This window comes from Kytococcus schroeteri (assembly GCF_002847825.1).
Classification (GTDB): domain Bacteria; phylum Actinomycetota; class Actinomycetes; order Actinomycetales; family Dermatophilaceae; genus Kytococcus; species Kytococcus schroeteri.
The window spans coordinates 1-25,981 of sequence record NZ_PKIZ01000005.1; the positions used below are offsets into that span (position 1 = coordinate 1).

Below are 25,981 nucleotides of genomic sequence, written 5' to 3' on the forward strand. Positions count from 1 at the left end.
CTCAGGGGTTGCGGTAGTCGTGGGGTGTGGTGGTGTACCTCTGGCCCAGGAGGCTGGTCCAGTGGATGGTGCCGTCGGGGTGGGCTTGGGCGGTCCACTGTCGTTTTGTCTTGCGGGTGTGGCCCTTGCGGGAGAGGGACTGCAGGTTGTCCGGGGTGGTGGGGCCGCCGTGGTCGAAGGGGACCAGGTGGTCCAGTTCGCACCGGTCTGCGGGGATCTCCCCGGTGCCGGGGTCGCGGGCGATGCCGTCGCGGGCGCGGACGAAGCGGGCGACCGAGGCGGTGGGCCGGTAGGTGTGGGGTGAGACGGTCACGGCGTGGCCGGTGGTGGGGTCGGCGACCAGGCGTTGCCAGACCGATCCCTCTCGGACCGCGACGGCCCGGACGTGTTCAGCATCGAGGTACCCGAACCCGGGCATCCACCCCAGGGGTGCGCCCAACAACCCACCACCCCCACGCGATGGGGTGCCAGCGTCCGCCGTCGGCCCCGGTGTCGGGACGGCGTCACCGGGCCCGTCGGGTGGTGCGGCACCCGGCGGGGTCTGCCCCTCGTGGTGCGTGGGTGGGAGTCCTTGACCGGTACCGCTCGGGCCCGTGCTGCTGCTGTCGGTGTCAGTGTCGGTCTTGGGCGTGTTCTCGAGCAGGACGTCCAGGCCGACCACGACGGTGCACCGGGCCGGGGGCAGGACCGGGTCACCGATCCGCGGGATCGGGAAGTAGTCCTCGGCGACCGTCCCGCAGGAGGTGCACACCGGCGGCACCGGTGCCGTGGGACCCGGCACCGGGGTGTCCCCGCGAGGGGCCGTGCCCTCCTCTGGTGCAGCGTCCCGCGCAGCCAGGTTCCCGGCCCGGTCCGATCCGGCGGGTGTGGTGTGGGGAGTCTCGACAGTCCAGTCGGCCGGGTCGGGGTCCTCGTGGGGTGCCCGCCCACTCCCCGCACCCCCAGCCGCACCCGCAGTCGCACCACCCGCGCTCACAGCCGCGCCACCGGTGGTCGGGGTGTCCGTGGCCGGGTCGGACCCCGCGGACCCCGGTGCGCCCGTGGCGGGCGTGGGGTTGTATGCCGGGGCGCCGGTGTTGGGGTGGTCGGGGAGCTGGCCGACCAACAGCAGGTCCAGGTGCAGGTCCGAGCGGAGCTGGCCCAGGGTACGGGCGTCGCCGGCGGCCTTCGCGCGGCGGGCCGCGTTGTCCAACCGGGACCAGGCACCGGCCACCCGGGTGGCCTCACCGACCACCGTGAGCGACCCGGTCCCGTCCTGACCGGCCCGGGCCCAGCTGCCCCGGCCTGCGATCGCCGTGGTCCGCCTGGCACGGGCCGCGGCCCGGTCAGCGGTCTCGGCCTGCCGCACCCTGCGGCCCAGCAACCGTCGGAACGACGACCCGCTGCGCGGGGACCCGTCCGACCCCCGGGTCAACACCTCCTGGCCGATCGTGACGGCCACGTCCTGGGGCAGGTGGTCGGTGGCGGCGTGCCAGTCCAGCACCCTGCGCAACGACGCCCGGCCCTGGATGACCGCTGACCTGCCGCAGTCCAGCCGGGCGGGGTCGCTGGTGACCAGGTCGACCACCGCGCGCACGAACAGGCCCGACTCACCGGTGGCACACACCAGCTCGTCAGCCACCGTGGCGTCCACGTCCACCCGACGCCACCGGGCTCCCAACCCGCCATCGGTGACCTGCCCGCACGCCCGGGTGACCTCGGCGTGGACCCGGCCGACCGCGTCGAGGAAGGCCACCTCCGCGGCCCGCATCGCCTCCAGGGCGGCCACCGCCGCACCCAACGCGCCCACCGCGGTGGGCACCACCCCACCGCCACCGACCGGGCCATCGGACTCCCGCCGCACGACCACCACCCCCTGCCCGGATGCACACCACGACATCGAACACACCCACCCACCGGGTCGTTCACATGTTCCAATCATGGCAGCACCACACCCGCCCCGCAACCCCCATCATCGAACATGTGGACGAAACGACACCTACCCGACCGCGACCCACCCCACCTGTGGACACCCACCACACCGGCCCCATGCCCACCCCGAGGTGGACGCCATCCGCGCCGCCCCCCGCCCGGGACGCCGCCGACGCCGGCTTCGACGACGCCGCCATCCGCCGCGACGTGTGCGCCGACTCCCCCTCGATGCTGCGCCTCACCCGCACCCCGCACGATGCCGAGCACGCCCCCTTCGCCGCGTGGCTCGCCCACCCCGGCCGCGACGAGTACTGACGCCTACGATCGACCCGTGACCCAGAGCACCGAGCAGCCCGAGAGCCCCTTCGACCCCACCGCGTGGGCCACCGTCCCCGGCTTCGAGGAGCTCACCGACATCAACTACCACCGCAGCACGCTGCCCGCGGTGGGCCGCGGCGGCCCCGACGGCACGGGTGACGGCTCGAGCACCCTCGGCGTGGTCCGCATCGCGTTCGACCGCCCGGAGGTGCGCAACGCCTTCCGCCCCCACACGGTGGACGAGCTCTACCGCGCCCTGGACCACGCGCGCCGCTCCCCGGACGTGGGCGTGGTGCTGCTCACCGGCAACGGCCCCTCACCCAAGGACGGCGGCTGGGCCTTCTGCTCCGGCGGCGACCAGCGCATCCGTGGCCGCTCCGGCTACCAGTACGCCACCTCCCACGACAGCGACGTCGCCGCCGCCGACGCCTCCAGCGTGGACACCGCCCGCGTGCGCGCCGAGGGCGGTCGCCTGCACATCCTCGAGGTGCAGCGCCTCATCCGCACCATGCCCAAGGTGGTCATCTGCCTGGTGGGCGGCTGGGCGGCCGGCGGCGGGCACTCCCTGCACGTGGTGTGCGACCTCACCATCGCCTCCCGCCAGCACGCGCGCTTCAAGCAGACCGATGCCGACGTGGGCTCCTTCGACGCCGGGTACGGCTCGGCCTACCTGGCCCAGCAGGTGGGGCAGAAGTTCGCCCGCGAGATCTTCTTCCTGGGCCGCACCTACGACGCCGAGCAGATGCACCGCATGGGCGCGGTGAACCTGGTGGCCGAGCACGCCGAGCTGGAGCGCGAGGGCATCGCCATGGCCCGCGACGTGCTGGGCAAGTCGCCCACGGCGCAGCGCATGCTGAAGTTCGCCTTCAACCTGGCCGACGACGGCCTCATGGGCCAGCAGGTCTTCGCCGGGGAGGCCACGCGCCTGGCGTACATGACCGACGAGGCGGTGGAGGGCAAGGAGGCCTTCCTGGAGAAGCGCGACCCGGACTGGTCGGCGCACCCCTGGTACTACTGAGCCGCCGGTGACCTTTCGTCCCTCCCCCTCGCCGGGCACCCCCACCACCATCGATGCCGGGGCCGGCGTCGATGCCGTGCGCGCAGCCCTGGCGGGCGTCCTCGCCGGGCGCGCCGACCTCGCGCTGGGCACGTCGGGCTCCACCGGCTCCCCGGCCCGCGCCCTCCTCCGTGGCACCGACCTGCGCGCCAGCGCCACGGCCACGCACGCCCGCCTCGGAGGCCCGGGGCGGTGGGTGCTCGCGCTGCCGCCCGGCCACATCGCCGGCGTGCAGGTGCTGGTGCGCGCAGCCGTGGCCGGGACCGAGCCGCTGGTGACCACCGGCGGCGACGACACGTCCTTCGACCCCGGCCGCCTGGCCGCCGACCTCGAGGCCGCCCGGGCCGACGCCCCGGCCACCCGCACCTACCTCTCCCTCGTGCCCACCCAGGTGGTGCGCCTGGTGGCCGACCCCACCCTGGCCGGGCGCGTGGCCGCCGCGGTCGACGCCGTGCTCGTGGGCGGGGCGGCCCTCCCCTCGGCCGCCGCCGAGGCTGCCGCGAGCGCCGGCCTGCCCGTGGTGCGCACCTACGGCTCCACCGAGACCTGCGGCGGGTGCGTCTACGACGGCCGGCCGCTGGACGGCGTGGAGGTGGGCACCACCGCCGAGGGGCGCGTGACACTCACGGCCCCGTGGGTGACGCGCGGCTGGCTGGTGGACGGGGAGCTCGTCACCGAGCGTGCGCACGCCGGGGGCGCCGGCGCCCGCATCGAGGAGGACGCACCCGCCGCCGACGACACGCCCCGCCGCACCCTGGTGACCGACGACCTGGGCGAGCTGGCCGACGGCCGCCTGCGCCTCATCGGGCGGGCGGACGACCTCATCGCCACCGGGGGGCTCAAGGTGTCGCCGCACGTGGTGGCCGATGCGGTGGCGCGCCTGCCGCAGGTGGCCGAGTGCGCCGTGGTGGGCACCCCGGACCCGGTGTGGGGGCAGCGGGTGACCGTGGTGGCCGTACCGCGCCACGGAGAGGGCGATGCCGGCAGCGCCCCCTCGCTCGCCGCCCTCCGCGACGCCCTGCGCACCGAGCTGGCCCCCGAGGCTCTCCCCCGTGCCGTGCGCTGGGTGGACACGATGCCGCTCACCGGCCCCGGCAAGTACGACCGGGCGGCCCTGCGCACCCTGGCCGCCGAGCCCGACGAGGCGGCATGAGGTCAGGCTGCGCGGCCCACAGCCGCCGAGAGGTCGAACATCGAATCCGCCCAACGCATCATGCGGTCGTCGTGCGTCGCCATCACGATGGCCGTACCCCGGGAGGCCATCTCGTCGAAGACCCTCTGGACGACCTGGACGTTGCCGTCGTCGAGTGACGCCGTGGGCTCGTCGGCGAACACCACGCGGGGATTCTGCAGCAGCAGCCGCGCCAGAGCGACCCGCTGCTGTTCGCCACCACTCAGGGTCAGTGTCTTGGTCTGCGGGGAGTGACTCACACCCACACGGTCGAGCACCTGGGCACGCATGGCCGGCCGGTCCGCGCGGCGGACAGTGCGCCCGGAGAAGCCATAGTCCAGATTCTGCCCGATGGTCTGCGTAGGCACCAGCCCGTGGTCCTGGAAGAGGACTCCCAGGACGTCACGGCGCAGACGCCGCATGGTGCGCCCGCTCGCGCTCGTGAGGTCCGTTCCCTCCAGACGAACGCTTCCTCCGCCGGGGGACTCCAGGCCGGCGAGGCAGTTCAGCAGCGTGGTCTTGCCGCAGCCGCTGGGTCCCACCAGGGCGAGACGCTCGCCCGGGGCAACCGTGAGGTCCACCCCCTTCCAGAGCACCCGGCCGGGCACACTCATGGACAGCCTCTCGGCCACCAGCACGAACTCGTCCTGCATGATTCACCCTTCCTTCAGGACTGTGGTGTTGAGGCCCCGCTCGACGATCGTCGCTGTCACGGCCACGACGAGCGCCACGACGAGACACTGACCGGCGAGCAGCCACGCCCCAGCGGGTCCCTCGAGGACACCGCGAGACAGGGCCACGACCGTTCCGATGAGCGTCATGACCGCCGCAACCGCAGCCACTGGCACGTGCCGACGCACCGGGTGGCGCCCCGTCACGAACCCCACGAACAAGCGGCGGCGACGGGCGCGGGTCAGAACCTGGACCGCCACCACCAGGGAAGTGATCTCGATGGCGGCGAGCACGACCATCGAGACCACGGCTCGATGCCGCTCACGCCCCAGCTCCACCCGGGTCTCCTCGACGGTCTGCTGCGGATCGACGGCCGGAGAGACCCGGTCCGCCACGGGCGAGGCAGCCAGCGCCGCCTCGACCTTCCGCGGCTCGCCCACGAACATGAGCTCCGACCGGCTCATGGCCGCGGACAGGAAGTTTCCGGAGAGCCAGTCCGCGCCATCGTCGACGACCAGCACCCACGGATCAGTTGCTTCGTCGTCACCAGACGAGCGCACCGCGTTTCCTTGGCGGAGGACCGGCCACCCGTCGACCCCAGCAGGCGCGTGCACAATCTGCACCGACGGAACCTCCACGCAGCCCTTCGCCCGCTGACGTTCGCCGCAGGAGAGTTCTCCCTGAAACGCCATCCACTCCGCCACCGAGCCCTTGACGGCACCAACATCACCTCCGGAGGGAGCGACGAGCCAGGGCCCGTCCCCGTCCAGGGTCACCTCAGGCTGGAGACGCCGCAGGTACTCCTTGTTCACGATGAGACACCCCTGACCACCGTCCGCGAAGTCACAGGGCTTCGGCGCCGCGTTGAGGAAGATCGGGGTCGTCTTGTCCAAGGTCGTGAACGCCGTCCGAAATCGGTGTCCGACCTCCGGCGACTCGTTGTCCGGTGCTCCGTACTGACTCGGCGACGCAAGTTGGGGCATGCGGTCCCAGACCCCGAGCTCTTCGCTGAGACGCTGCTGTTCCATGCCCGTCTGGAGAGCCCGCACGCCCGCCACGGGCAGGAGCCCCATGGCAGCCGTGGCTGCGAGTGAGGCGGCCAGTCCGATCACCAAGAAGGGTCGGCGACCCCGCAGACGCTCCATGAGCGGGGCCTCCCACTGGAAACCCGCTGCCAGCCCCACCACAGCGGCTGCAAGTACTCCGAGGGCGGCCCAAGCGAGCAGGCCCAGAACAGAACCGCGCACCGAGGAGCCCAGGACCGCGCGCGTGGACGGGTTCAACGCCACGGCCACGAGCATGACCACGAGCACGCCCACCATCCATGCCACGACAAGACCCAGCAGCCCCCACCAGGCAGTCCTCCGGGACTGCCCGCACGCCTCCATCACGGCGACCCGCCGTGTGGCCTCCGCGGCAGTCAGAGCAGCAGCCGCCAACACCGCCGCCCCCAGCACCCACAGTGCTGCCATCAAGTCCGCCTGTGACGCAGCGAGGTCACGGGGACCCGTGTCCGCTCGCTCCCTGACCGACACGTCGACCCCCATGTGGTGCAGGTCGGCATAGAAGGCACGCAGCTGCGCCGGTTCACCCCATACGGCCCACCGACCTCGCAGGCTGGTGGAGTCCGACCACGGTTCTGCCCGCGCTCCAGGGATCCCCACCGGCTCTGCAGGCCCGTTCTCGACGGGGGGCGCCGAGGGCGGAGCCTGCATCGTCGTCTCTCCTGCAGCGCCCACCGTGACCCGGGCCAGTCCCACACCGTGCTCCGCTGCGCCGGCCCCCATCTGGGCGGCGAGCCCCTTACGGTCCGGGATCCCCGACACGACGAGGCTGGCGTCAGCCCTGTTGGGGAAGGTCTCCGCCTGAGCTGAAGCTCCGAGCCAGGCGATGATCGCAGCCAAGAGCAGGTTGATGGTGATCGTCAGCCTCAACAGGTGCGTACTGCGCACTCCGCATCCTTCCCACTGCCACGGTTGTGGGGCCCGGATCCCTCCGGGCCCCACAACGCGTCACGAACCCGGACTCAGACCACGCTGTAGTAGGCGTGGTCGACGGCCAGCTGGCAGGCACGGATGGACGAGTTCGCCCACACGCCCTTGCTCTTGGTGCCCGACCGGTTCTCCTCGCCGTCGCAGTTGCGCACGGAGGAACCGTGGGCGCGGGAACCATGGTGGTACTCCGACACGACGGTGCCACCACCAAAGGCTCCGGTCGTACCATGCCGCCACGTTCCGCCCGCCGGGTGGGTCGTCTCGACAGCTGCGAAGGCAGCGGTGGCACAGGTGGCCGTGACAACGGTAGTCAGTGCGACCCCGCGACGGAGCGACGCATACGCATGATGCACTCCTTCATGTGTGATCGACTGTTGGTCAGGAAGACCAACACCGCCATGAGACCCCCCCCCCAACGCTGTCCGCAAGAGGCGACGACAGATCACACCACATCGTGACCGAATCCATGCCGACCCTTGACCATTCAAGCCAGGAGGACCCCTCGACCATGGCCACGCTCGCCCAGTGGATCGAGGGCGCCCGCCCCCGCACGCTCCCGGCAGCGGTGGCCCCCGTGGCCGTCGGCACCGGCGCGGCGTTCGCCCTACGCGGCACCCACGGCCACGAGGACGCCGGCCACTGGGGCTTCGCGCTGTTGGCCCTCGTGGTGGCCCTGGCCCTGCAGGTGGGCGTCAACTACGCCAACGACTACTCCGACGGCATCCGCGGCACCGACGAGGAGCGCATCGGCCCGGTGCGCCTGGTGGGCCAGCGCCTCGCGCCGCCGCAGCAGGTCAAGGCCGCGGCGTTCAGCGCGTTCGCCCTGGCCGGGCTGGCCGGCATCGCCCTGAGCGTGCTCTCGGGCCACTGGTGGATGCTGCTCGTCGGCGCGGCGGCCGTGTGGGCGGCGTGGAACTACACCGGCGGCAAGAACCCCTACGGATACCGCGGCCTGGGCGAGGTGGCCGTCTTCGTCTTCTTCGGCCTCGTGGCCGTCCTGGGCACGCAGCTCACGCAGGCCGGCACCACGTCCTGGGCCGGGCTCGCCGGAGCCGTCGGCACCGGCGCCGTGGCGGCCACCCTCAACCTGACCAACAACCTCCGCGACATCGAGGGCGACGCCGCCGTGGGCAAGGTGACGCTCGCGGTCCGGCTCGGTGCCCGTCGCACGCGGAGGCTGTACGCAGGCCTCATCGGCCTGGCCTTCCTCATGGTGCTGGCCTCCGGGTTGCAGCACACTCCCGCCGTCGTGGCCCTGCTCGCGCTGCCGCTGGCCGTACCCCCGGTGCGTGCCGTGCTGCAGCGCGCCCGCGGCCGGGCCCTCATCGGTGTGCTCGGCCAGACCGGGCGCATGCAGCTGGTGCTGGGCCTGCTGTGGGGCCTGGGCCTGTGGTGGGCTGGCCGCTGACCGGCTGACGCCCCACGCGGCTGCGCCCGGCCCCGTGGTCGACTCCCACCCGTGGTGGGGTTCACACGCCGCGTCGGGCGGCGCATCATCAGGCAGAACGGGTACCGCCCGGTGCCCGTCCGCCACCCCGAAGGGGACGCCATGCGCCGTGCACTGACACTCACCACCCTGCTGGGACTGGGCCTCGCCCTGTCCGCGTGCGGGACCGATGAGGGCGGGTCGGGAGGGTCCGACAGCCCCACCAGCTCGGTGGGCACCCCGTCGGGGTCCGCCCCGGACGACTCGCCCGCGCCCAGCGAGGACCCGTCCGGCTCCACCAGCCCGAGCGACCCGTCCGGCGGCGACCCGTCCGGCGGCGATGACCTCCTGGAGCCCGGCGAGAAGGCCGAGAAGAAGCACGCCGGCCGCAACGGCTCCCCCGTCGCCTACCTGGTGAAGGAGGGCTCCACGCAGGCCGAGCTGGCCGTCCGCTGCGACGGCGGCGGCTCGATGACGCTGGCCCCCACCCGGGGCGGGCAGGGCACCCCGGTGGGCCCCGAGGTGGAGGTCGCCTGCGACGGCGAGCGCCACGACCTGACGCTGACGGCCGAGAAGCCGTTCAGCTCCTTCCGCGCCCTCACCCCGACCATGGGGCACTACGAGATCGCCGTGCTCAGCACGATGCAGTGAGGCCCGCACAATGAGACCCGTGCGCTGACACCGCATCACGATCCGGTCACGAGTGGCCCGGTCCCGCCCACCGACGCACGTCGGGGCGCGAGGATCGGGCCACTCCCGTCTGGGAGTCCGAACCGTCCGCCGAGGGGAACACCGTGCGCCGCAGCCTCACCACCACCGCCACCCTGCTCTGCCTCGCGATGGGGCTCAGTGCCTGCACCGGCGGGGACGGCTCGCCCGAGGCCGACGGCTCGACCACCAGCAGCACGGGCAGCATCAGCACAGAGCCCTCCACCGGCCCCAGCGGCTCCGGAGACGACGCCAGCCCGAGCCCCACCACCCACGTCGCCACCGCCGACGACGGCAGCGGGGACGACGGCAACGGCACCGCCCCCACCGAGCCGACCCCGCAGGGTTCGCCCAGCACCACCCCCCTGCTGGGGCAGGCCGGCCCCGAGGAGGAGGAGCTCCGCCCGGCCACCACCCTGCCCGCCGGGCGGACCACCACCGTGAGGACCGTCGGGGTGAAGGTGCCCCGGGGCGAGGGCGTCTACGTGGCCGTCGCCTGCGGCGGGACGGGGCGCGTCACCATCGACGACGGGCTCGGGGACCCCACGCACCTGGAGTGCAGCTCCCCGGCGCGCGGCAGCCGTGCCACCCACGTCGTGGACCCCGGGTCCTCGGTGCGGGTGACGGTCGACCCCGGCGCCCGGGCCGCCTACCGCCTGTACCGCGTCGTCGCCCCGCCCGCCCTGGAGCCCGACGCGCTGGCCTCCGTCTCCGGCGAGGGCGGCGGGGACGCGTTCGTCGCCGAGGTCGCCCCGGGGCGGCGGATGCATGTCACCGTGCGGTGCGACGGAGACGGGACCCTCGCGCTCCGCGCCCAGGGCCGGGGCGGCTCGCCCCTCGGTGCACCCCAGCGGTTCGTCTGCGACGGCACGAAGCGGCGTGCCGTCGTGGAGGCCCCGCGGCGCTTCACCTTCCTGCAGGTCGCCCCCACCTCGGGGGTCGGCCGGTACGAGGTGGCCGTCACCCGCGTGGAGCGCTGAGGCTCAGACGAAGTCGTCCTCGCCACCCGCACGCCGGGCGGCGGGGGCGCCGGTCACCTGGTCCTCCACGTCCTCGTCGCTCACCGGCTGGGTGCGGGAGCGCTTCGCCTCACGACGCGCGATGGCGTCGTCGATCTGCGCGGAGAAGTCCTGCCGGGGCGCCTTGAGGAAGAACCACGAGGCCACCATCGAGGCCAGGGCGGCGGCGACCACCACCCAGAACGGGCCGGTGCTGCCGAGGTCCACCCCGGTCAGCTCGACCACCAGGAAGAACCCGGCGGCGAAGAACAGGAACACCAGGATCCGCAGGAGCGTGTAGCGCAGCACGGTCACATCCCCGAGTACGAGTGGAAGCCGACGAAGTACACGTTGACGACGGCGTAGTTGATGATGATGCAGGCGAAGCCGGCGATGGCCAGCCAGGCCGAGTGGCGCGTCCACCCAGCGGTGGCGCGCGAGTGCAGGTAGGCGGCGTAGACCACCCAGATGACGAAGGTCCACACCTCCTTGGGGTCCCAACCCCAGTAGCGGCCCCACGCGCGCTCGGCCCAGATGGCGCCGGCCACGAGCGTGAAGGTCCACAGCGGGAAGCCGATGACGTGGGCCGAGTAGGTGAGCTTGTCCAGCCGGTCGGCCGAGGGCACGCGCTCGAGGAAGGCCGGGCCGCTGCCGCGCTCCTCCCGACGCCGCTGCAGCAGGAAGAGCACCGCCAGCGCGAAGCCGATGACGAACACACCGATGGAGAGCGTGGCCACGGTGACGTGGATGACCAGCCAGGCGCTCTGCAGCGAGGGCATGAGCTGGGAGGCCTCGGTCCACCAGGCGGTGGTGGCCGCACCGAGGATGAGCAGCACCGGACCCACCACGAACAGGCCCAGCCAGCGGGTGTCGCGGCGCAGCGACCACAGGGTGAAGCCCACCATCGCGAAGGCGGCGGCGGCCAGCGCGAACTCGTACATGTTGCCCAGCGGCGCGCGGTGCACCGAGAGCCCACGGGTGGCGATGGTGGCCAGCAGCGTGCCGGTGCCCAGCAGCGCCAGCACCTGCCCGGCGGTGCCCATGCGGCGGCCGTCGGCCATCGCGAGGTAGCCGGTGTAGGCCAGCATCGAGAGGGCCAGCACGGCCATGGTCACCACCGAGAGCACGTCGGAGGTGCGGGCCATCGGCTCGTCCACCGAGGCCAGCAGCGCGATCGGCGCTCCCTGCACGGTCATCAGTTCTCCTCGTCCTGCGCCCGGGCGGTCCCGAGGCGCTGCGTCAGCTGCGTGTGGAGGGCGTCCACGCCCTCGGCCACCGTGGGATCGTGGCCCTTGGCCAGGCCGGCCATCTCCACGCGCGCCCCGCCCTCGCCCGGCACGATGCGGACGAAGTAGCGGCGGCGGCGGATGGTCAGGGTCATCACCAGGCCCACCAGGCCGGTGAGCGCCGAGACGAGCGCGGGCACCTGGCCCGGGTCGTGGCGCACGGTGAGGCCGGCGAAACGGCGGACGCCCTCGAAGGTCACGGTGCCGCGGCCGCCGGGCAGTTCGTACTCCTCGCCGGGGCGCAGGAAGATGCGCACCGGGGTGCCGTCCTTGCCCTGCACCTGCTTCATGCGGTCGGTGTTCAGGGTGAAGACCGACTGCGGGCGGCCGCCGGGGAAGAGCTCGCCCTGCCAGGCGGTCATCACCAGGGCCGGGTCGGCCAGGCCGGGGAAGGTCGAGTGGGGGCCGCGGTCGCCGGTGATGGCCTGGGTGGGCAGGAACAGCCCGGCCAGGCCCAGCTGCTCACCCTCCGCGCCCGCGGACACCTTGAACGCACCGCTGGAGGTGTACTGGTTGTCCTGCACCAGCATCGGGGAGGCCTCGCGGTAGAGCAGGGTGCCCTTCGCGTCGCGGACGCTCACCTCCGGCGCGTAGCCGTTGCCCAGCAGGTAGATGCGGGCGCCGCCCACCGAGAGCGGGGCGTTCACGGTGAACTTCTGCGCGCGCTCACCGTCACCGTCGTCGAAGCGGGCGTCCACCTCGAAGCGGCGGGGCGCGCCGAACTGGCCCTTGCCGGCGTCCGGGTCCGTCTCGAAGTCGACGTCGACCTCGTCGACGGCCAGGCGGAAGTCCGGCAGGTCGCGGGTGTCCACCCACGGCCCGGCGCTCAGGGTGTCGTACCGGCCGTTGCTCGAGGTGAACTCCTCGCCCTCCACCACGAGCACCTCGGCACGCCAGCCGAAGAGGTAGCCCAGGGCCACGCTCACGAGCACGCCCACGAGGCTGATGTGGAAGACGAGGTTGCCCAGCTCGCGGAGCATGCCGGTCTCCATGGAGACCTCGCGCACCCCCTCGGCGCGCGTCTCCTCGCGCACCCGGTAGCGGCGCGAGCGACCGAGCGCGGCCACCTCGGCAGCGGTCGACTCCACGTCCGCACCCGGCAGGTCCACCACACGGTGGCCGGGCATGCGGGTGGTGCGCCGCGGCACGGCCGGGGGCTGCTGCCGCCAGCCGTCCAGGTACACCTTGGTGCGGGGGATGATGCAGCCCACCAGCGAGGTGAACAGCAGCAGGTAGATGGCCGCGAACCACGGGCTGGAGTAGACGTCGAACATCTGCAGCGCGTCGAGCACGCGCGAGAGCTCGGGGTGGTCCTGCTGGTAGCGGTCCACCGCGGCGGAGTCCACGGAGCGCTGCGGCCAGATGGAGCCGGGCACGGCGGCCACGGCCAGCAGCAGCAGGAGCAGCAGCGCGGTGCGCATGCTGGTCAGCTGGGCCCACGCCCAACGCAGGGTGCCCACCATCAGATCACCGGCCTGAACGAGGAGATCCACTCGGTCTGGAACCAGACCATGACCCGGTCCCACACGCCGGCCAGCATGAGTAGGCCGAGCACCATGAGCACCACGCCCCCGGCGGCGCTGATGACGCCGTGGTGGTCGCGCATCCAGCCCAGGGCGGTGGCCGCGCGGGAGATGCCGGCGGCCAGCAGCACGAAGGGCAGGCCCAGGCCGAGGCTGTAGGCCGCGGCGAGCACGCCACCGCGGGCGATGGCGTCACCGGAGCCGCTCAGCGAGCTGCTCAGGGTGAGGATGGCCCCCAGGACCGGCCCGATGCAGGCCGAGAAGCCCAGCCCGAACGCGGCGCCCAGCAGCGGGGCCCCGGCCAGACCGGCGGCAGGCCGCCAGCGCACCTTCCACTCACGGCCGCCGAGCCCGAAGGTCATGACCGCACCCATGGCCAGCACCACCAGCCCACCGGCGCGCAGCAGCAGCCCGCGGTCGTCGGCCAGGGCGATGCTCACCCCGGAGACCACCACCGACAGGCCGAGGAAGACCACGGTGAAGCCGAGCACGAAGAGCAGGCTGGCCAACACCAGGCGGGGGCGCCCCACGGACCGGTCCTGGGCCTGCACGCCGCCCAGCCCGGTCACGTAGCCGAGGAAGCCCGGCACCAGGGGCAGCACGCACGGGGAGGCGAAGCTCACCACGCCGCCGGCGAAGGCCAGCGCCATGGCCCACGGCAGGAAGCCCGAGGCGATGGTGTCCTGCAGGCCCATTCAGCCGTCCTCGCCCAGCACGCGGTCCACCAGCGAGCGCAGCGTGGAGGCCTCCACCGGCCCCGAGACGCGCGCGGCGATGCGGCGCTGCGCGTCGAGCACCAGCGTGGTGGGGGTGGCCGAGGCGGCGCCCTGCAGCCCGCGGAGGGTGGCCCCGCCGTCGTCGGCGAGGTTGGGATAGGTCACCTTGCGGGAGGCCACGAAGGCCTTCGCCGTCTCGGCGGAGTCCCGCTGCACCAGGCCCAGCAGCAGCACGTCCCTCTCCTCGTACTCCTGCCAGAAGTCCTGCAGCACCGGCATCTCCTTGATGCACGGCGGGCACCAGGAGCCCCAGGTGTTGAGCAGCACCACCTTCTCGTCGGCGTCCTCGAGTCGGAAGTCCTTGCCCTCCAGCGTCTTCCCGACGAGCGTCACCGGCTGGCGCCGCTCGCCGGCATCCAGCTCCTCCACCGTGCCGTCGCCGGAGATGTAGTTGGAGTCGCCCTCGCCCCGGGCGCGGCCGGAGACGGTGTTGCCCTCGTCCCCGCCGCAGGCCGACAGGGCCATCGCCCCGAGGCCGGTGAGGCCTCCGGAGAGCACGAGGCGACGCGAGGGGGTCCACAGGCCGGCCCGCGTCGGGCGCGGCGCGCTCATGCCCCGGGCACCGGGGAGGCACCGGGCAGCAGCGAGGCGGCGGGCTCGCTGTAGTGCACGGCGTACACCTCGTCACCGGTGAGGTCGATGGTGGTGACGCTCGCCAGGGAGCACTCGCGCCTGCGCGGGTCGTGCGGCAGGGCGCGCCCCTCCAGGTGGCTGCGCAGCATCCAGACCGGCAGCTGGTGGCTCACGACCACGGCCTCGTGGCCGCGGGCGGCCCGGGCGGCGTCGCGCACCGCGGCGTCCATGCGGGCGGCGATCACCCGGTAGGGCTCACCCCACGACGGACGCAGCGGGTTCCACAGCACCGGCCACGAGCGCGGGTCGCGCAGGGCGCCCTTCGAGGACCCCACGCGGCGCCCCTCGAACTGGTTCTCGGACTCGATGACGCGCACGTCGGTGTGCACCTCCAGCCCCGTCAGCTCGGCCACCGGGGCGGCGGTCTCCTGGGCACGCTCCAGCGGGGAGGCCACCAGGTGGGTGACGTCGTGCCCGCGCAGGGACTCGGCCACCATGCGCGCCATCGCGTGGCCGCGGTCGCTCAGGTGGTAGCCGGGCAGGCGCCCGTAGAGCACCTTCTCGGGGTTGAACACCTCGCCGTGGCGCACCACGTGCACCAGCGTGCGGTCGGCCCGCCCGTCGTGGCGCGGCGGCTCGGTGGGGTGCACGGTCGTGGGCGCACTCATGCGCGCACCTCGCGGGCCGAGGCGTCGACGGCGGTGACGATGCGGTCGAGCACGTCGTCGGTGTGCGCGGCCGAGGCGAACCAGGCCTCGAAGGCGCTCGGCGGCAGGTGCACGCCGTGGCGCAGCATCGCGTGGAAGAACGCGGCGTGCAGCGCGGTGTCCTGCTGCTGGGCGCTGGAGAAGTCGGTCACCTCGTCGTCGGTGAAGAAGACGCTGAACATGGTGCCCGCGCGGCCGATGCGGTGCGGGATGCCCTCACGGGTGAACGCCTCGGTGACCGCGGCGGTGAGCACCTCGCGGGCGTGGTCCACCGCGGCGTACACCTCGTCGGTGCACAGCCGCAGCGTGGTCAGGCCGGCGGTGGCGGCCACCGGGTTCCCGCTGAGGGTGCCGGCCTGGTACACCGGGCCGGCCGGGGCCAGGCGCGCCATGACGTCCGCACGGCCACCGAAAGCGGCCACCGGGAAGCCGCCGCCCACCACCTTGCCGAAGGTGAACAGGTCGGGTGCCTCACCCATCTGCGAGAGGCCCAGCCAGCCGGTGGGGCTGGCACGGAAGCCGGTCATCACCTCGTCGGAGACCAGCAGCGCACCGTGCTCGCGGGTGAGGCGGCGCATCGCCTGCTCGAACTCCGGGGTCGGCGGCACCACGCCCATGTTGCCGGCGGCGGCCTCCACGATGACGGCGGCCACCTCCGGGCCGTGCTCGGCGAAGGCCTGCTCCAGGGCGGTCACGTCGTTGTACGGCAGCACCAGCGTCTGCCCGGCCGACGAGGCGGGCACCCCGGCGGAGTCAGGCAGCGCGAAGGTGACCACACCCGAACCCGCCTGTGCCAGCAGGGCGTCCACGTGGCCGTGGTAGTTGCCGGCGAACTTCACGACCTTCTCGCGGCCGGTGAACCCCCGGGCCAGGCGCAGCGCGCTCATGGTGGCCTCGGTGCCGGAGTTCACCAGGCGCACGGCCTCCACCGGCTCGATGCGGCGCACGATCTCCTCGGCCAGCTCCACCTCGTGCGGGTTGGGCGTGCCGAAGCTGAAGCCGCGCGCGGCGGCCGCGGTCACGGCCTCGAGCACCTCGGGGTGGGTGTGGCCCAGGATCATCGGGCCCCAGGAGCCCACGAGGTCGACGTACTCGGTGCCGTCGGCGTCGGTGAGCAGGGCGCCCCGGGCCGAGGTGATGAAGCGGGGGTCACCGCCCACCGCCCCGAACGCGCGGACCGGGGAGTTCACACCCCCGGGGATCACGGCGCGGCCGCGCTCCATCCAGGCGACGCTCTGGGACACGGGGGTACCGGGGGACACAGGGGTGGGCATGGACACGACCGTCTCAATCCTTCCTGAGTGTTCGCTGCAAGGACGGGGCGCACGGGGCCCGCGACCAGCGGGCCGCGGGCCCCGGGACGCTGCGTCAGCGGCCCTCGCGGAGCCAGGCGGCGGCCTCCAGTGCGTGGTAGGTGAGCACCACGTCGGCCCCCGCACGGCGGATGCCCAGGAGCGACTCCAGCACGGCGGCACGGCGGTCGATCCAGCCGTTGGCCGCGGCGGCCTCCAGCATCGAGTACTCGCCGCTCACCTGGTAGGCCACCACGGGCAGGTCGGTGTGCGCACGCAGCGCCGCCACCACGTCCAGGTAGGCCAGGGCGGGCTTCACCATCACCATGTCGGCACCCTCGGCCTCGTCCAGGGCCAGCTCCACCAGGCTCTCGCGGGTGTTGGCCGGGTCCTGCTGGTAGGTGCGGCGGTCGCCCTGCAGGGAGGAGTCCACGGCCTCGCGGAAGGGGCCGTAGAAGGCCGAGGCGTACTTGGCCGTGTAGGCCATGACCACCACGTCGGCGAAGCCGGCCTCGTCGAGCGCCTCGCGGATGACCACCACCTGGCCGTCCATCATGCCGCTGGGGGCCACCACGTGGGCGCCGGCGCGGGCCTGCGCCACGGCCATCTCGGCGTAGCGCTGCAGGGTGGCGTCGTTGTCCACCCGGCCGGCGGCGTCGAGCACGCCGCAGTGGCCGTGGTCGGTGAACTCGTCCAGGCAGAGGTCGGTCATCACCAGCAGCTCGTCGCCCACGGCGTCGCGCACCGCCCGCGTGGCCCGGTTGAGGATGCCCTCGGGGTCGGTGGCACCGCTGCCGACGGCGTCCTTGGTGGACGGCACGCCGAACAGCATGATGCCGCTCACCCCGGCGTCGCGGGCCTGCACGGCCAGCTCCACCAAGCCCTCCACGGTGTGCTGCTGCACGCCCGGCATCGAGGAGATGTCGCGCGGGGCGTCACCCTCGTGCACGAAGGCGGGCAGCACGAGGTCCTGCGGCGCCAGGCGCGTCTCGGACACCATCCGCCGCATGGCCGGAGTGGTGCGCAGGCGACGCGGGCGACGGTGCGGGCCCAGCACGGGGCGCTCCGGCGCGGGGCTCACCGGCTCCTCCGACGCTTGGTGACCTCCTGCGAGGGACGGGTCACAGGACGGCCGGCGGCGAGCGCCTCCTCCACCCGGCCGCGGGCGAACGCGGTGAGGGCGTCGATGACGGCCTCACCGCTGGCCTCCTCGGCCACCGCGTCCACGCGCAGCCCCAGCTCGGTGGCGGTCTCCGCCGTGGCCGGGCCGATGCAGACGATCACGGTGCTCGGCGACGGCTTGCCGGCGATGCCCACGAGGTTGCGCACCGTGGAGCTGCTGGTGAACACCGCGGCGTCGTAGGTGCCGTTCTTGATGGCGGCACGCACCGGCGCCGGCGGCGGCGTGGCGCGCACGGTGCGGTAGGCCACGATGTCGTCGACCTCCCAGCCGCGCTCCTGCAGGCCGCTCACGAGCACCTCGGTAGCGATGTCGGCACGGGGCAGGAAGACGCGGTTGATCGGGTCGAGCACGTCGTCGTACGGCGGCCAGTCCTCGAGCAGGCCACGGGCGGACTGCTCCCCGCTGGGCACGAGGTCGGGCTCGATTCCCCAGGCGCGCAGCGCGTCGGCGGTCTTGCCGCCGACGGCGGCGATCTTCAGCCCGGCGAAGTCGCGGGCGTCCAGGCCCAGGCCGGCGAACTTCTCGCGCACGGCCTTCACCGCGTTCACCGAGGTGAAGCCGATCCACTCGTAGGTGCCGGTCACCAGGCCGCGGATGGCCTTGTCCATCTGGTGCGGGGAGCGCGGCGGCTCCACGCTGATGGTGGGCACCACGTGGGCGGTGGCGCCGCGCTCGGAGAGGGCGCGCACCATCGGCTCGGCCTGATCCTTGGTGCGGGGCACCAGCACGCGCCAGGCGAACAGCGGGCGGGTCTCGAACCACGAGAGGGTGTCGCGGTCGCCCACGCAAGCGCCCACGGTGGCCACCACCTCGTCGCCCTCCACCTCCTCGGCGCCCTCGGCGACGTCCGCCAGGGTGCTGATGCTCGTGGCCTGCTGGGCGGTGGTGCCGCCCACGGTCAGCGCGATGGGGGTGTTGGCCGCGCGGCCGCCCTTCACCAGGGCACGGGCGTGCTCCACCACCTCGTCGGCGCTGCCGATGAGCACCAAGGTGGTCGAGTCGTCCTCCACCACGGCGGGGTTCACGCGGCCGCCGGGGCCGATGGCGTGCACCACGCGGTTGGTGCCGGTGGCGATGGGCACCCCGGCGTAGGTCGGCACGGCCTGCAGGGCGGAGACGCCCGGCACGACCTCGATCTCCAGCCCGGCCTTGCGGGCCGCGGCGGCCTCCACGCCCAGCGAGGAGAAGATCGACGGGTCGCCGTCCACCACGCGGGCCAGCACCACCTGGCCCTCGCGGCCTCCGCCGGCCTCGGCACGGCGCTCGGCGGCCTGCTTGACCGCGTCCTTGGCGGTGGAGACCAGCTCCTTGGCCCGGGAGGCCGCGGTGAGCTCGGCCTGCGCGGCCGGCACCGTCATGAAGGTGGCCCCGGGGCGCATCCACTCCACGAAGTCGTCCTCGAGGTGGCCCTCGTCGGCCACCACGACGTCGGCCATGCCGAGCACGCGGGTGGCGCGCACGGTCATGAGGCCGGGGTCCCCGGGGCCGGCTCCGACGAAGACGATGCGGGCAGCGGGCGCGGGGAGCCCTGCCCGCTGGGGCGAGGGCTGGGTGCTCGGGGCGGTGCTCACGAGTTCTCCTTCAGGGACGTCGGGTCGGCGGGTGCCGGTGCGTCGCCGATGCCGGGGAGCCGGTCGGCTCCCGCATCGCGCAGCGCCAGGGCCACCCGGCGGCCCAGGTCGTCGGCGGTGCTGTGCTGGGGGGACCGGCCGCCGGTGGCCGGGTCCGTGGGCGAGGACGGGGAGGGCGGTGCAGACAGGTCAGGGGCCTCGCGGGTGCAGCCGGCCTCGCGGACCGACCACGAGCCGTCGCGCTCCCCGGCGAAGGCCACGAGCTCGACCACCTCGCCGGCCGCGTCGTCCACGGCGCGGGCCAGGGCCCCCACGGGCGCGGAGCAGCCGGCCTCGAGGGTGCCGAGCACGGCGCGCTCGGCGGCGGTCGCGGTGCGGGTGGGCGCGTGGTCGAGCGCACGCAGGACCTCGGTCGTCGCCGGGTCGTCGCTGCGGCACTCCACGGCGAGCGCACCCTGCCCGGGGGCGGGCACCATCACGTCGGGGCCGAGCCACTGCGTGACCCGGTCGGTGAGGCCCAGACGGCGCAGGCCGGCCCCGGCCAGCACCACCGCGTCGAGCTCGCCCTCGGTGACGGTGGCCAGGCGGCGCGGCACGTTGCCCCGCAGGTCCACCACCTCCAGGTCCGGACGGGCCACCCGCAGCTGGGCCTCGCGGCGCGGCGAGCCGGTGCCCACACGGGCCCCGGCCGGCAGCATGTCCAGGGTGAGGCCGTCGCGCGCCACCAGGGCGTCGCGCGGGTCCTCGCGCTCGGGCACGGCGGCGATGACGAGCCCCTCGGGCTGGGCCACCGGCAGGTCCTTGAGGGAGTGCACGGCCAGGTCGATCTCCCCGGCCAGCAGGGCGTCGCGCAGGGCGCTCACGAACACGCCCGTTCCCCCGATGCGGCTCAGCGGCGCACGGTTCACGTCACCCTCGGTGGTCACGAGCACCAGCTCCACCTCGTGCCCCAGGGCCCGCAGCGCGTCGGCCACGTGCCCGGACTGGGTGGTGGCGAGGTCGCTGCGCCGGGTGCCCAGGCGCAGGGGGCGGCGGGCCTCCGTCGCGGCGGTCACCGGGAGGTCCCCGGCTGCTCGAGGAGGGCGCCCAGCGTCAGGCCGTCCAGGGCGGACTCGGGCACGAGCGGCGTCGGCCCGCTGGTGGGCGGGGCGCTGACGGCCTGCGTCTCGTGCGGGTCCAGGTCGAAGAGCTCGCGCAGCGCCCCGGCGAAGTCACCGCGGGGGTCACCGGCCAGCTGCTTCACGCGCACGCTCGGGGTGTGCAGCAGCTTCTCCACGATGCGGTGCACCGACCGGCTCACCTCCTCGCGCTCGGCCTCCCCCAGGTCGGGCAGGCGGCGGTCCAGGCGGGCCATCTCGGACTCCACCACGGCCCGCGCGGACCGGCGCAGGGCGGTCACGGTCGGGGCCACCTCCAGCTGGCGGCGAGCCACCTCGAAGGCGGCCACCTCGGCCTCCACCAGCTCGCGCACGGCACGCACCTCGGCCTCCGCGCCGTCGTTGCCGGCGTCCGCCTCCTCGCCACCGAGGCCACCCAGGCCCACGACGTGCTGACCGGGCAGGTCGGCCACCTCCGGCTCCACGTCGCGCGGCAGGGCCAGATCCACCAGCACGCGCTCGCGCTGCGGCAGGCCGGCCACGAGGTCGCGGGTGATGACCGCACCGGTGGCCCCGGTGCAGGTGATGACCACGTCGGCGCCGGCGAGCACCGCGGCGAGCTCGTCCCAGTCGTGGGCCGTGCCCTCGGTCGCCTCAGCGAGGCGGTCGGCGGTGGCGCGGGTGCGGTTCACCACGTGCAGGTCGGTGCGCACCCGGCGGGCCACGGTCATGGCGGCCAGCGAGCTCATGGCCCCCGCGCCCACGACCACCACGGTGCGTCCGGCCAGGGGGCCCAGCAGCTGCTCGGCGCGTTCCAGCCCGCGCTGCACCAGCGAGCGGCTCACGGCGTCGATCTCGGTCTCGGCGTGCGCGCGGCGCCCCACACGCAGGGCGTGGTCGAAGAGCGAGCCCAGGTGCGTGCCGGCGCGGCCAGAACGGCGCGCGCGGCGCAGGGCGGTGCGGAACTGGCCAAGGATCTGCCCCTCGCCCACCGCCATCGAGTCCAGGCCGGCGGCCACGGAGAAGGCGTGCCCCACCGCGCGGTCCTCGTAGTGCACGTAGAGGGAGGGGGCCAGCTCGGCGACCTCCACCCCGGTGGTCGTCGCCAGCGACTGCCCGATGTGGTGCACGGCGCCGTGGAAGGCGGTGGCCTCCACGTAGACCTCGAGCCGGTTGCAGGTGGAGACGGTCAGCACCTCGGCCACGTCGGCGCCGGTCTGGACCGCCGCGGCGAGCTCCCCGGCCGCGTCGTCCCCCAGGGCCACTCGCTCCAACAGGTCCATGGACGCACTGCGGTGCGACGCACCGACGACCAGCAGACTCACCGGGGAATCACGGGCTCCTCTCCGCGTGCTCCCGCCGATGTCGGGCACCACACGGCAGGGATCGGGCGGCGTGGAGGGGGCGCTATACCAGATGCGCCCGTCGGAGGGAACAGCGCCCCCGAGTCTACGCTGCAGCGTCGTACTTCACGAAATCCGCGCACCCGCAGGGCACTCCCCCTCACTCCCGGCCGGGCACAACACCGCGCCCCCCGGCCGTGGCCGGGGGGCGCTGGGAGTCACTTCTTGTTGCGACGCTGGTGACGCGTCTTGCGCAGCAGCTTGCGGTGCTTCTTCTTGCTCATGCGCTTGCGACGCTTCTTGATGACGGAACCCATGCTTCACATCCTTCTCGGGGTGTTACCGCGGCCCCTCACACGGGATGGAGGCCTCAACAGTTCTGATGGGTCCTGCGCCACGTCCGCGGCGCCCTGCCAGGAGGGCCGGCCGACGACGCGGGCACGGGGACCCGAAGACGGTGATGGCCAACGATACACCCCGCGCCCCGGGGGTCAGTCGAACCAGGGGTCCAGCCCGTGGTGGGCGAACACGGCCTCGCGCGTGGCCATGACGGCCTGGTCGGTGGGCGAGTCGGGGTCGTAGCCGGTCTCCCAGCTGCGCCACCACGGCCAGTCACCGCCGGCGTCGCCCATGGTCAGCGGGTACTCGCCGACGACCTCCTCGAGGCGGGCGCACCAGCCCGGCGGGGTGTCCACCGAGAGGTCCACCTCCTGGCCGGCCACCACGCCGAGCAGGGCGGTCCAGCTGCGCGGCACCACGTCGGTGATCGAGTAGCCACCGCCCCCGAGGGCCAGCCAGCGCTCCTCGCACACCGACCCGGCCAGCTCGCGCATGGTGCCCATGGCCACGGCCTGGGCCTCCACGGAGAGCCCGAAGTGCGCCAGCGGGTCGTGGGCGTGGCCGTCGCACCCGTGCTGGGTCACGAGCACCGTCGGCTCGAGGGCGTGCACCAGCGGCGGCACGATCGCGTGCACCGCCCGCAGCCAGGCCGCGTCGCCCGTCCCCGGGGGCAGGGCCACGTTCACCGCCGAGCCCTCCGCACCCGGGCCGCCCACGTCGCCGGGGAAGCCGGTACCGGGGAAGAGCACGCGACCGCTCTCGTGCAGGGAGATGGTCACCACGCGCGGGTCGTCCCAGAAGGCGGCCTCCACCCCGTCGCCGTGGTGCACGTCGAGGTCCACGTAGACGACCTTCTCCGCACCCCGGTCGAGCAGGCGGCGGATGGCCAGTGCGGGGTCGTTGTAGATGCAGAAGCCCGCCGCCCGGTCCGGCATCGCGTGGTGCAGGCCGCCGGCGATGTTCACCCCGCGCACGATCTCCCCGGCCATGATGGCGTCGGCGAGCTGCAGGCTTCCCCCGGCGGCCAGCGCGGAGGCCTCGTGCATGTGCGCGAACGCCGGGGAGTCCTCGTCGCCGATGCCCTGCGAGCCGTCGGCCGACCCCGGGTCCCGCGACACCGCCTTCACGTGCTCGACGTACCCACGGGTGTGCACCGTGGCGAGCTCGTCGTCGGTGGCCGCCACGGGCGGCACGAGCTCGAGCGCGTCGAGCACCCCCAGCTCGTCGGCCAGGTCGTGGGTGAGCCGCAGCCGCAGGGGGTTCATCGGGTGGTGCGCGCCGAAGTCATACTTGACCAGGGCCTCGTCCCAGACCGCCCGCCCGCGCTCGCTCGGGTGGGTGGCGGCGGCGTCCCGTCCTGCGTCGTCCATGACGTCACGCTACCGAGAGGAGACCCATGCAGCGGCACCGGCTCTACGACGAGGACACCCTCGTCATCGGCCTGGGGCGCTTCGGCACGGCCGTGGCGTCCGAGATGCGCGCCCTGGGCTACCGCGTGCACGCCATCGAGGAGCGGCCCCGGCTGGCCGAGCGGCACCACCGCACCTTCGAGCGCGTCATGGCCATCGACGCCACCGACCCCCAGGAGCTGCAGCAGGCCAAGCCGGAACTCTTCCGCATCGCCGTGGTGGCCATCGGGTCGTCCGTGGAGTCCTCGCTGCTCACGGCCGGCAACCTCGTGGACGCCGGCGTGCCCAACATCTGGGCCAAGGCCGTCAGCGAGGAGCACGCGCGCATCCTGGAGCGCATCGGCGTGCACCACGTGGTCTTCCCCGAGGCCGACAGCGGCCGCCGCGTGGCGCACCTGGTCAACGACAAGCTGCGCGACTACATCGAGTTCGACGACGGGTACGCCATCGTGAAGATGACCCCGCCGCACGAGATGATCGACAAGACCCTCACCGAGAGTCAGGTCCGTTCGCGCTACGGGGTCACCGTGGTGGGTGTGAAGGAGCCGGGCGAGGACTTCCACCACGCGGTGCCGGGCACCATGGTGGGTCGCCACCACTCCATCATCGTGAGCGGGCCGGCGGCCGCCATCGAGCGGCTCGCCTCCCGCCCCTGAAGGGGCCGACTCAGTCGGTGCCGTCCTCCAGGGACCCGGCCACGTCCTCGTCGACGTCGCCCTGCAGGGCCAGCGGAGTCTCCTCGGATTCCGCACCCAGCGGCAGCACGAAGGCGGCCTCCACCTCGGGCTCGCCGTTGACCACGACGTCCCGACGGCCCTCCGTGGGGCGGTAGCCGATGGAGCTGGCGAACGCCACGGCGCGGCCGTTGTCCGTGCCCACCCAGTAGACGAGGTGGCTGTAGCCGGCGTTGCGGCCCACCTGCTCGGCGTGGTCCATGAGCTTGCGGGCGACGCCCTCGCCACGCAGGGCCGGGGTCACCCAGATGCCGTAGACCTCACCCAGCTCGTCGTCCTTGCGGGTGTCCTCGTCGCCGACGGAGGCCAGGGCCACCAACTCGGAGCCCCGCTGGGCGACGAGGCGGGTGGAGTGGCTCATGCGCTCCTGCCACTGCTCGTCACCGTGCTGCGACTCCTCCTCGTAGGAGGCCACGAAGGCCTCGGGGTCCTCCTGCAGCGCCCGCAGGCGAAGGGTCTTGAAGATCTCCCACTCGTCTGCCGCGAGCTCGCGCACCGTGATGTCAGTCATGTGGTCATGATTCCATGCCCGCGCCCGCGCCGCGCAAGGGGCGCTCCATGCGCCACTCGGTGCGGAGGTCGTCGGGGTCGTCCGGAGCCGCCCGGAAGGGCGCACCGACACAGCGGAACCCACCGCGCTCGTACACACCCCGGGCCCGCGGGTTGTCGGTCATGACGTGCAGGTGCAGCGCCGCGTGGCCCCGCCCGCGGGCGCGGTCGGCCACCGCCTCCACGATGCGGGAGGACAGGCCGGTGCCGCGGTGGGCCGGTGCCACGAACATGCTGATGAGCTCCGGCAGGTCGTCCCCGCCCTCCATGAGGCGGGCCGCCCCCACCGGCGCGCCCCCCTCGACCGCGACGAGCGTGGACATCACCGGCGAGGCGACGTTCTCGCGCCACCGCTCCAGGCCGAGTCCGAGGTGGTCGGCGTACCGGGAGCCGAACGCGCCCGGGGTGTCGAGCAGCATCGCCAGGCGGACGTCGCGCCACAGGGCCACGTCGGTGTCCGAGGTGGCGTCGAGCCAGCGCAGGACCACCCCACCGGCCGAACCGGCGGGGTCAGTCGTCGTCGACGACACCGTCGGAGAGGTCCTTGCTGCGATGGGCGGCGGCCTCCATGGCCGAGAGGAAGGCGGCGCGGACCTTGTGGTCCTCCAGCTGCCGCATGGCGGCCACCGTGGTGCCGCCCGGGCTCGAGACCATCTCGCGCAGCATGGTGGGGTGCTCGCCCGTCTCGCGGAGCATCGTGGCCGCACCGAAGAGCGTCTGCACCACCAGCTCGGTGGCCGTGGCGCGCGGCAGGCCCAGGTGCACGCCCGCCTCGATCATCGACTCCACGACGAAGAACAGGTACGCCGGGCCCGAGCCGGAGATGGCCGTCACCGCGTCCTGCTGCTTCTCCGGCACCGTGACCGCCTCGCCGGTGGAGGCCAGCACCGCGCGGGCCAGCTCCACCTGCTCGGGGGTGCACAGGGCGTCCGGGGAGAGCGCCGCCATGCCCTGCCCCACCCGCGCGGGGGTGTTGGGCATGGTGCGCACCACCGGGGTGCCCTCGGGCAGACGGGCCTTCATGAACGCCAGCGGGATGCCGGCGGCCAACGACATGACGAGCGTCCCGGGCGCGAGCACCTCGGCCACCTGCGCCAGCGCGACCTCCATGTCCTGCGGCTTGACGGCCAGCACCACGACGTCGGCGCCCGGCACGGCCTCGGCCACGGTGCCCGAGGCGGTGCACAGGTCCGCGGCGGTGGCCGCTGCACGCGCGGCGTCGCGGCCCACCACCGTGATGAGCTCACCCGGGTGGCCGGCACGCACCAGCCCGGCGGCCACGGTGGAGCCCATCACGCCACCGCCCACCATCGCGATGCGGGTGCCGCCCAGCCCGGGGGCCAC

Annotated in this window: 27 protein-coding genes; 7 read left to right on the forward strand and 20 right to left on the reverse strand. The window is 73.7% G+C overall.

Features of this window, described 5'->3' with window-relative positions; translation table 11 throughout:
- Position 1 precedes the first annotated feature (1 nt).
- On the reverse strand, positions 2-1,879 hold the full coding sequence (locus CYJ76_RS12765; protein WP_238138137.1) for an HNH endonuclease signature motif containing protein: 1,878 nt from the start codon (positions 1,877-1,879) through the stop codon (positions 2-4).
- A gap of 149 nt (positions 1,880-2,028) precedes the next feature.
- Here CYJ76_RS12765 and CYJ76_RS03480 point away from each other — a divergent pair, with 149 nt between their 5' ends.
- From CYJ76_RS03480 to CYJ76_RS03490, 3 genes are read left to right on the forward strand one after another with little or no spacing between them, the layout of a single operon-like run.
- Positions 2,029-2,226 carry a hypothetical protein gene (locus tag CYJ76_RS03480; protein ID WP_144043027.1) on the forward strand — a complete coding sequence of 66 codons (198 nt, stop codon included), beginning with the start codon at positions 2,029-2,031 and terminating at the stop codon, positions 2,224-2,226.
- A 16-nt stretch (positions 2,227-2,242) separates the two neighbouring features.
- On the forward strand, positions 2,243-3,247 hold the full coding sequence (locus CYJ76_RS03485; protein WP_101849254.1) for a 1,4-dihydroxy-2-naphthoyl-CoA synthase: 1,005 nt from the start codon (positions 2,243-2,245) through the stop codon (positions 3,245-3,247).
- Between the two features lie 7 nt (positions 3,248-3,254).
- The gene (locus tag CYJ76_RS03490; RefSeq protein ID WP_202820448.1) at positions 3,255-4,439 is read left to right on the forward strand and encodes an AMP-binding enzyme; all 1,185 of its coding nucleotides are present in this window, start codon (positions 3,255-3,257) and stop codon (positions 4,437-4,439) included.
- Between the two features lie 2 nt (positions 4,440-4,441).
- Here CYJ76_RS03490 and CYJ76_RS03495 read toward each other — a convergent pair whose 3' ends face one another.
- The 3 genes from CYJ76_RS03495 to CYJ76_RS03505 all read right to left on the reverse strand — a co-directional run bounded on the left by CYJ76_RS03495 (position 4,442) and on the right by CYJ76_RS03505 (position 7,569).
- On the reverse strand, positions 4,442-5,110 hold the full coding sequence (locus CYJ76_RS03495; RefSeq protein ID WP_202816693.1) for an ATP-binding cassette domain-containing protein: 669 nt from the start codon (positions 5,108-5,110) through the stop codon (positions 4,442-4,444).
- 3 nt (positions 5,111-5,113) lie between these two features.
- Entirely contained in the window at positions 5,114-7,081 is a 1,968-nt protein-coding gene (locus tag CYJ76_RS03500) for a hypothetical protein (protein ID WP_101849255.1), read from the reverse strand.
- A 74-nt stretch (positions 7,082-7,155) separates the two neighbouring features.
- Entirely contained in the window at positions 7,156-7,569 is a 414-nt protein-coding gene (locus CYJ76_RS03505; protein WP_331250392.1) for a lactococcin 972 family bacteriocin, read from the reverse strand.
- 62 nt (positions 7,570-7,631) lie between these two features.
- Between CYJ76_RS03505 and CYJ76_RS03510 the strand changes: the two genes are divergently transcribed.
- The 3 genes from CYJ76_RS03510 to CYJ76_RS03520 all read left to right on the forward strand — a co-directional run bounded on the left by CYJ76_RS03510 (position 7,632) and on the right by CYJ76_RS03520 (position 10,237).
- Positions 7,632-8,531 carry a 1,4-dihydroxy-2-naphthoate polyprenyltransferase gene (locus CYJ76_RS03510; protein WP_101849256.1) on the forward strand — a complete coding sequence of 300 codons (900 nt, stop codon included), beginning with the start codon at positions 7,632-7,634 and terminating at the stop codon, positions 8,529-8,531.
- A gap of 141 nt (positions 8,532-8,672) precedes the next feature.
- Positions 8,673-9,200 carry a hypothetical protein gene (locus CYJ76_RS03515; protein ID WP_141494302.1) on the forward strand — a complete coding sequence of 176 codons (528 nt, stop codon included), beginning with the start codon at positions 8,673-8,675 and terminating at the stop codon, positions 9,198-9,200.
- A 143-nt stretch (positions 9,201-9,343) separates the two neighbouring features.
- Positions 9,344-10,237 (forward strand): hypothetical protein, encoded by an 894-nt coding sequence (locus CYJ76_RS03520; RefSeq protein ID WP_101849257.1) that lies wholly within the window; start codon positions 9,344-9,346, stop codon positions 10,235-10,237.
- A gap of 3 nt (positions 10,238-10,240) precedes the next feature.
- Here the strand turns inward: CYJ76_RS03520 and CYJ76_RS03525 are convergent, their stop codons facing one another.
- The 13 genes from CYJ76_RS03525 to CYJ76_RS03585 form a co-directional block, all read right to left on the reverse strand.
- Entirely contained in the window at positions 10,241-10,564 is a 324-nt protein-coding gene (locus CYJ76_RS03525) for a DUF4229 domain-containing protein (RefSeq protein ID WP_168168432.1), read from the reverse strand.
- Between the two features lie 2 nt (positions 10,565-10,566).
- Positions 10,567-11,451 carry a c-type cytochrome biogenesis protein CcsB gene (gene ccsB, locus CYJ76_RS03530; RefSeq protein ID WP_180802195.1) on the reverse strand — a complete coding sequence of 295 codons (885 nt, stop codon included), beginning with the start codon at positions 11,449-11,451 and terminating at the stop codon, positions 10,567-10,569.
- Positions 11,451-13,004 carry a cytochrome c biogenesis protein ResB gene (gene resB, locus CYJ76_RS03535; protein ID WP_101849258.1) on the reverse strand — a complete coding sequence of 518 codons (1,554 nt, stop codon included), beginning with the start codon at positions 13,002-13,004 and terminating at the stop codon, positions 11,451-11,453. The genes ccsB and resB overlap by 1 nt, the downstream gene beginning before the upstream one ends.
- Positions 13,004-13,759, reverse strand: coding sequence for a cytochrome c biogenesis CcdA family protein (locus CYJ76_RS03540; protein WP_180802196.1), 756 nt, complete (start codon positions 13,757-13,759; stop codon positions 13,004-13,006). The genes resB and CYJ76_RS03540 overlap by 1 nt, the downstream gene beginning before the upstream one ends.
- Positions 13,760-14,392 (reverse strand): TlpA family protein disulfide reductase, encoded by a 633-nt coding sequence (locus CYJ76_RS03545; RefSeq protein WP_101849259.1) that lies wholly within the window; start codon positions 14,390-14,392, stop codon positions 13,760-13,762.
- On the reverse strand, positions 14,389-15,081 hold the full coding sequence (locus CYJ76_RS03550) for a histidine phosphatase family protein (protein ID WP_070704449.1): 693 nt from the start codon (positions 15,079-15,081) through the stop codon (positions 14,389-14,391). The genes CYJ76_RS03545 and CYJ76_RS03550 overlap by 4 nt, the downstream gene beginning before the upstream one ends.
- Positions 15,078-16,394 carry a glutamate-1-semialdehyde 2,1-aminomutase gene (gene hemL, locus CYJ76_RS03555; RefSeq protein ID WP_101849321.1) on the reverse strand — a complete coding sequence of 439 codons (1,317 nt, stop codon included), beginning with the start codon at positions 16,392-16,394 and terminating at the stop codon, positions 15,078-15,080. Before hemL ends, CYJ76_RS03550 begins: the two co-directional genes overlap by 4 nt.
- A gap of 94 nt (positions 16,395-16,488) precedes the next feature.
- Entirely contained in the window at positions 16,489-17,469 is a 981-nt protein-coding gene (hemB, locus tag CYJ76_RS03560) for a porphobilinogen synthase (protein ID WP_101849322.1), read from the reverse strand.
- Between the two features lie 20 nt (positions 17,470-17,489).
- On the reverse strand, positions 17,490-19,166 hold the full coding sequence (locus tag CYJ76_RS03565) for a bifunctional uroporphyrinogen-III C-methyltransferase/uroporphyrinogen-III synthase (RefSeq protein WP_070704452.1): 1,677 nt from the start codon (positions 19,164-19,166) through the stop codon (positions 17,490-17,492).
- The gene (hemC, locus tag CYJ76_RS03570; RefSeq protein ID WP_101849260.1) at positions 19,163-20,221 is read right to left on the reverse strand and encodes a hydroxymethylbilane synthase; all 1,059 of its coding nucleotides are present in this window, start codon (positions 20,219-20,221) and stop codon (positions 19,163-19,165) included. The genes CYJ76_RS03565 and hemC overlap by 4 nt, the downstream gene beginning before the upstream one ends.
- Positions 20,218-21,588 carry a glutamyl-tRNA reductase gene (locus CYJ76_RS03575; RefSeq protein WP_101849261.1) on the reverse strand — a complete coding sequence of 457 codons (1,371 nt, stop codon included), beginning with the start codon at positions 21,586-21,588 and terminating at the stop codon, positions 20,218-20,220. The genes hemC and CYJ76_RS03575 overlap by 4 nt, the downstream gene beginning before the upstream one ends.
- 236 nt (positions 21,589-21,824) lie before the next feature.
- A complete protein-coding gene (locus CYJ76_RS03580; RefSeq protein ID WP_005504750.1) occupies positions 21,825-21,923 on the reverse strand; it encodes a 30S ribosomal protein bS22 in 99 nt (32 codons plus the stop codon).
- Positions 21,924-22,097: 174 nt separating this feature from the next.
- Positions 22,098-23,315: an acetoin utilization protein AcuC gene (locus tag CYJ76_RS03585; RefSeq protein WP_101849262.1), complete on the reverse strand. Its 1,218-nt coding sequence runs from the start codon at positions 23,313-23,315 to the stop codon at positions 22,098-22,100.
- A gap of 26 nt (positions 23,316-23,341) precedes the next feature.
- On the opposite strand from CYJ76_RS03585, the gene CYJ76_RS03590 reads away from it, so the two are divergent.
- Entirely contained in the window at positions 23,342-24,010 is a 669-nt protein-coding gene (locus CYJ76_RS03590) for a potassium channel family protein (protein ID WP_070703256.1), read from the forward strand.
- 10 nt (positions 24,011-24,020) lie between these two features.
- On the opposite strand, the gene CYJ76_RS03595 is transcribed toward CYJ76_RS03590, so the two are convergent.
- From CYJ76_RS03595 to proC, 3 genes are read right to left on the reverse strand one after another with little or no spacing between them, the layout of a single operon-like run.
- Complete coding sequence (locus tag CYJ76_RS03595; protein WP_070703257.1) at positions 24,021-24,599, reverse strand: GNAT family N-acetyltransferase; 579 nt, start codon at positions 24,597-24,599, stop codon at positions 24,021-24,023.
- Between the two features lie 4 nt (positions 24,600-24,603).
- Positions 24,604-25,167 carry a GNAT family N-acetyltransferase gene (locus CYJ76_RS03600; RefSeq protein WP_144043028.1) on the reverse strand — a complete coding sequence of 188 codons (564 nt, stop codon included), beginning with the start codon at positions 25,165-25,167 and terminating at the stop codon, positions 24,604-24,606.
- Positions 25,148-25,981, reverse strand: a complete 834-nt coding sequence (gene proC / locus CYJ76_RS03605) for a pyrroline-5-carboxylate reductase (protein ID WP_414467274.1) — start codon at positions 25,979-25,981, stop codon at positions 25,148-25,150. The genes CYJ76_RS03600 and proC overlap by 20 nt, the downstream gene beginning before the upstream one ends.

Bases quoted from the DNA above. Each gene is read 5' to 3' on its own strand.
- CYJ76_RS12765 (WP_238138137.1), bottom strand. From the start codon at position 1,879: ATGTCGTGGTGTGCATCCGGGCAGGGGGTGGTGGTCGTGCGGCGGGAG.
- CYJ76_RS03480 (WP_144043027.1), top strand. From the start codon at position 2,029: ATGCCCACCCCGAGGTGGACGCCATCCGCGCCGCCCCCCGCCCGGGAC.
- CYJ76_RS03495 (WP_202816693.1), bottom strand. From the start codon at position 5,110: ATGCAGGACGAGTTCGTGCTGGTGGCCGAGAGGCTGTCCATGAGTGTG.
- CYJ76_RS03510 (WP_101849256.1), top strand. From the start codon at position 7,632: ATGGCCACGCTCGCCCAGTGGATCGAGGGCGCCCGCCCCCGCACGCTC.
- CYJ76_RS03515 (WP_141494302.1), top strand. From the start codon at position 8,673: ATGCGCCGTGCACTGACACTCACCACCCTGCTGGGACTGGGCCTCGCC.
- ccsB (WP_180802195.1), bottom strand. From the start codon at position 11,451: ATGACCGTGCAGGGAGCGCCGATCGCGCTGCTGGCCTCGGTGGACGAG.
- resB (WP_101849258.1), bottom strand. From the start codon at position 13,004: ATGGTGGGCACCCTGCGTTGGGCGTGGGCCCAGCTGACCAGCATGCGC.
- CYJ76_RS03540 (WP_180802196.1), bottom strand. From the start codon at position 13,759: ATGGGCCTGCAGGACACCATCGCCTCGGGCTTCCTGCCGTGGGCCATG.
- CYJ76_RS03545 (WP_101849259.1), bottom strand. From the start codon at position 14,392: ATGAGCGCGCCGCGCCCGACGCGGGCCGGCCTGTGGACCCCCTCGCGT.
- CYJ76_RS03550 (WP_070704449.1), bottom strand. From the start codon at position 15,081: ATGAGTGCGCCCACGACCGTGCACCCCACCGAGCCGCCGCGCCACGAC.
- hemL (WP_101849321.1), bottom strand. From the start codon at position 16,394: ATGCCCACCCCTGTGTCCCCCGGTACCCCCGTGTCCCAGAGCGTCGCC.
- CYJ76_RS03580 (WP_005504750.1), bottom strand. From the start codon at position 21,923: ATGGGTTCCGTCATCAAGAAGCGTCGCAAGCGCATGAGCAAGAAGAAG.
- CYJ76_RS03585 (WP_101849262.1), bottom strand. From the start codon at position 23,315: ATGGACGACGCAGGACGGGACGCCGCCGCCACCCACCCGAGCGAGCGC.
- CYJ76_RS03590 (WP_070703256.1), top strand. From the start codon at position 23,342: ATGCAGCGGCACCGGCTCTACGACGAGGACACCCTCGTCATCGGCCTG.
- CYJ76_RS03595 (WP_070703257.1), bottom strand. From the start codon at position 24,599: ATGACTGACATCACGGTGCGCGAGCTCGCGGCAGACGAGTGGGAGATC.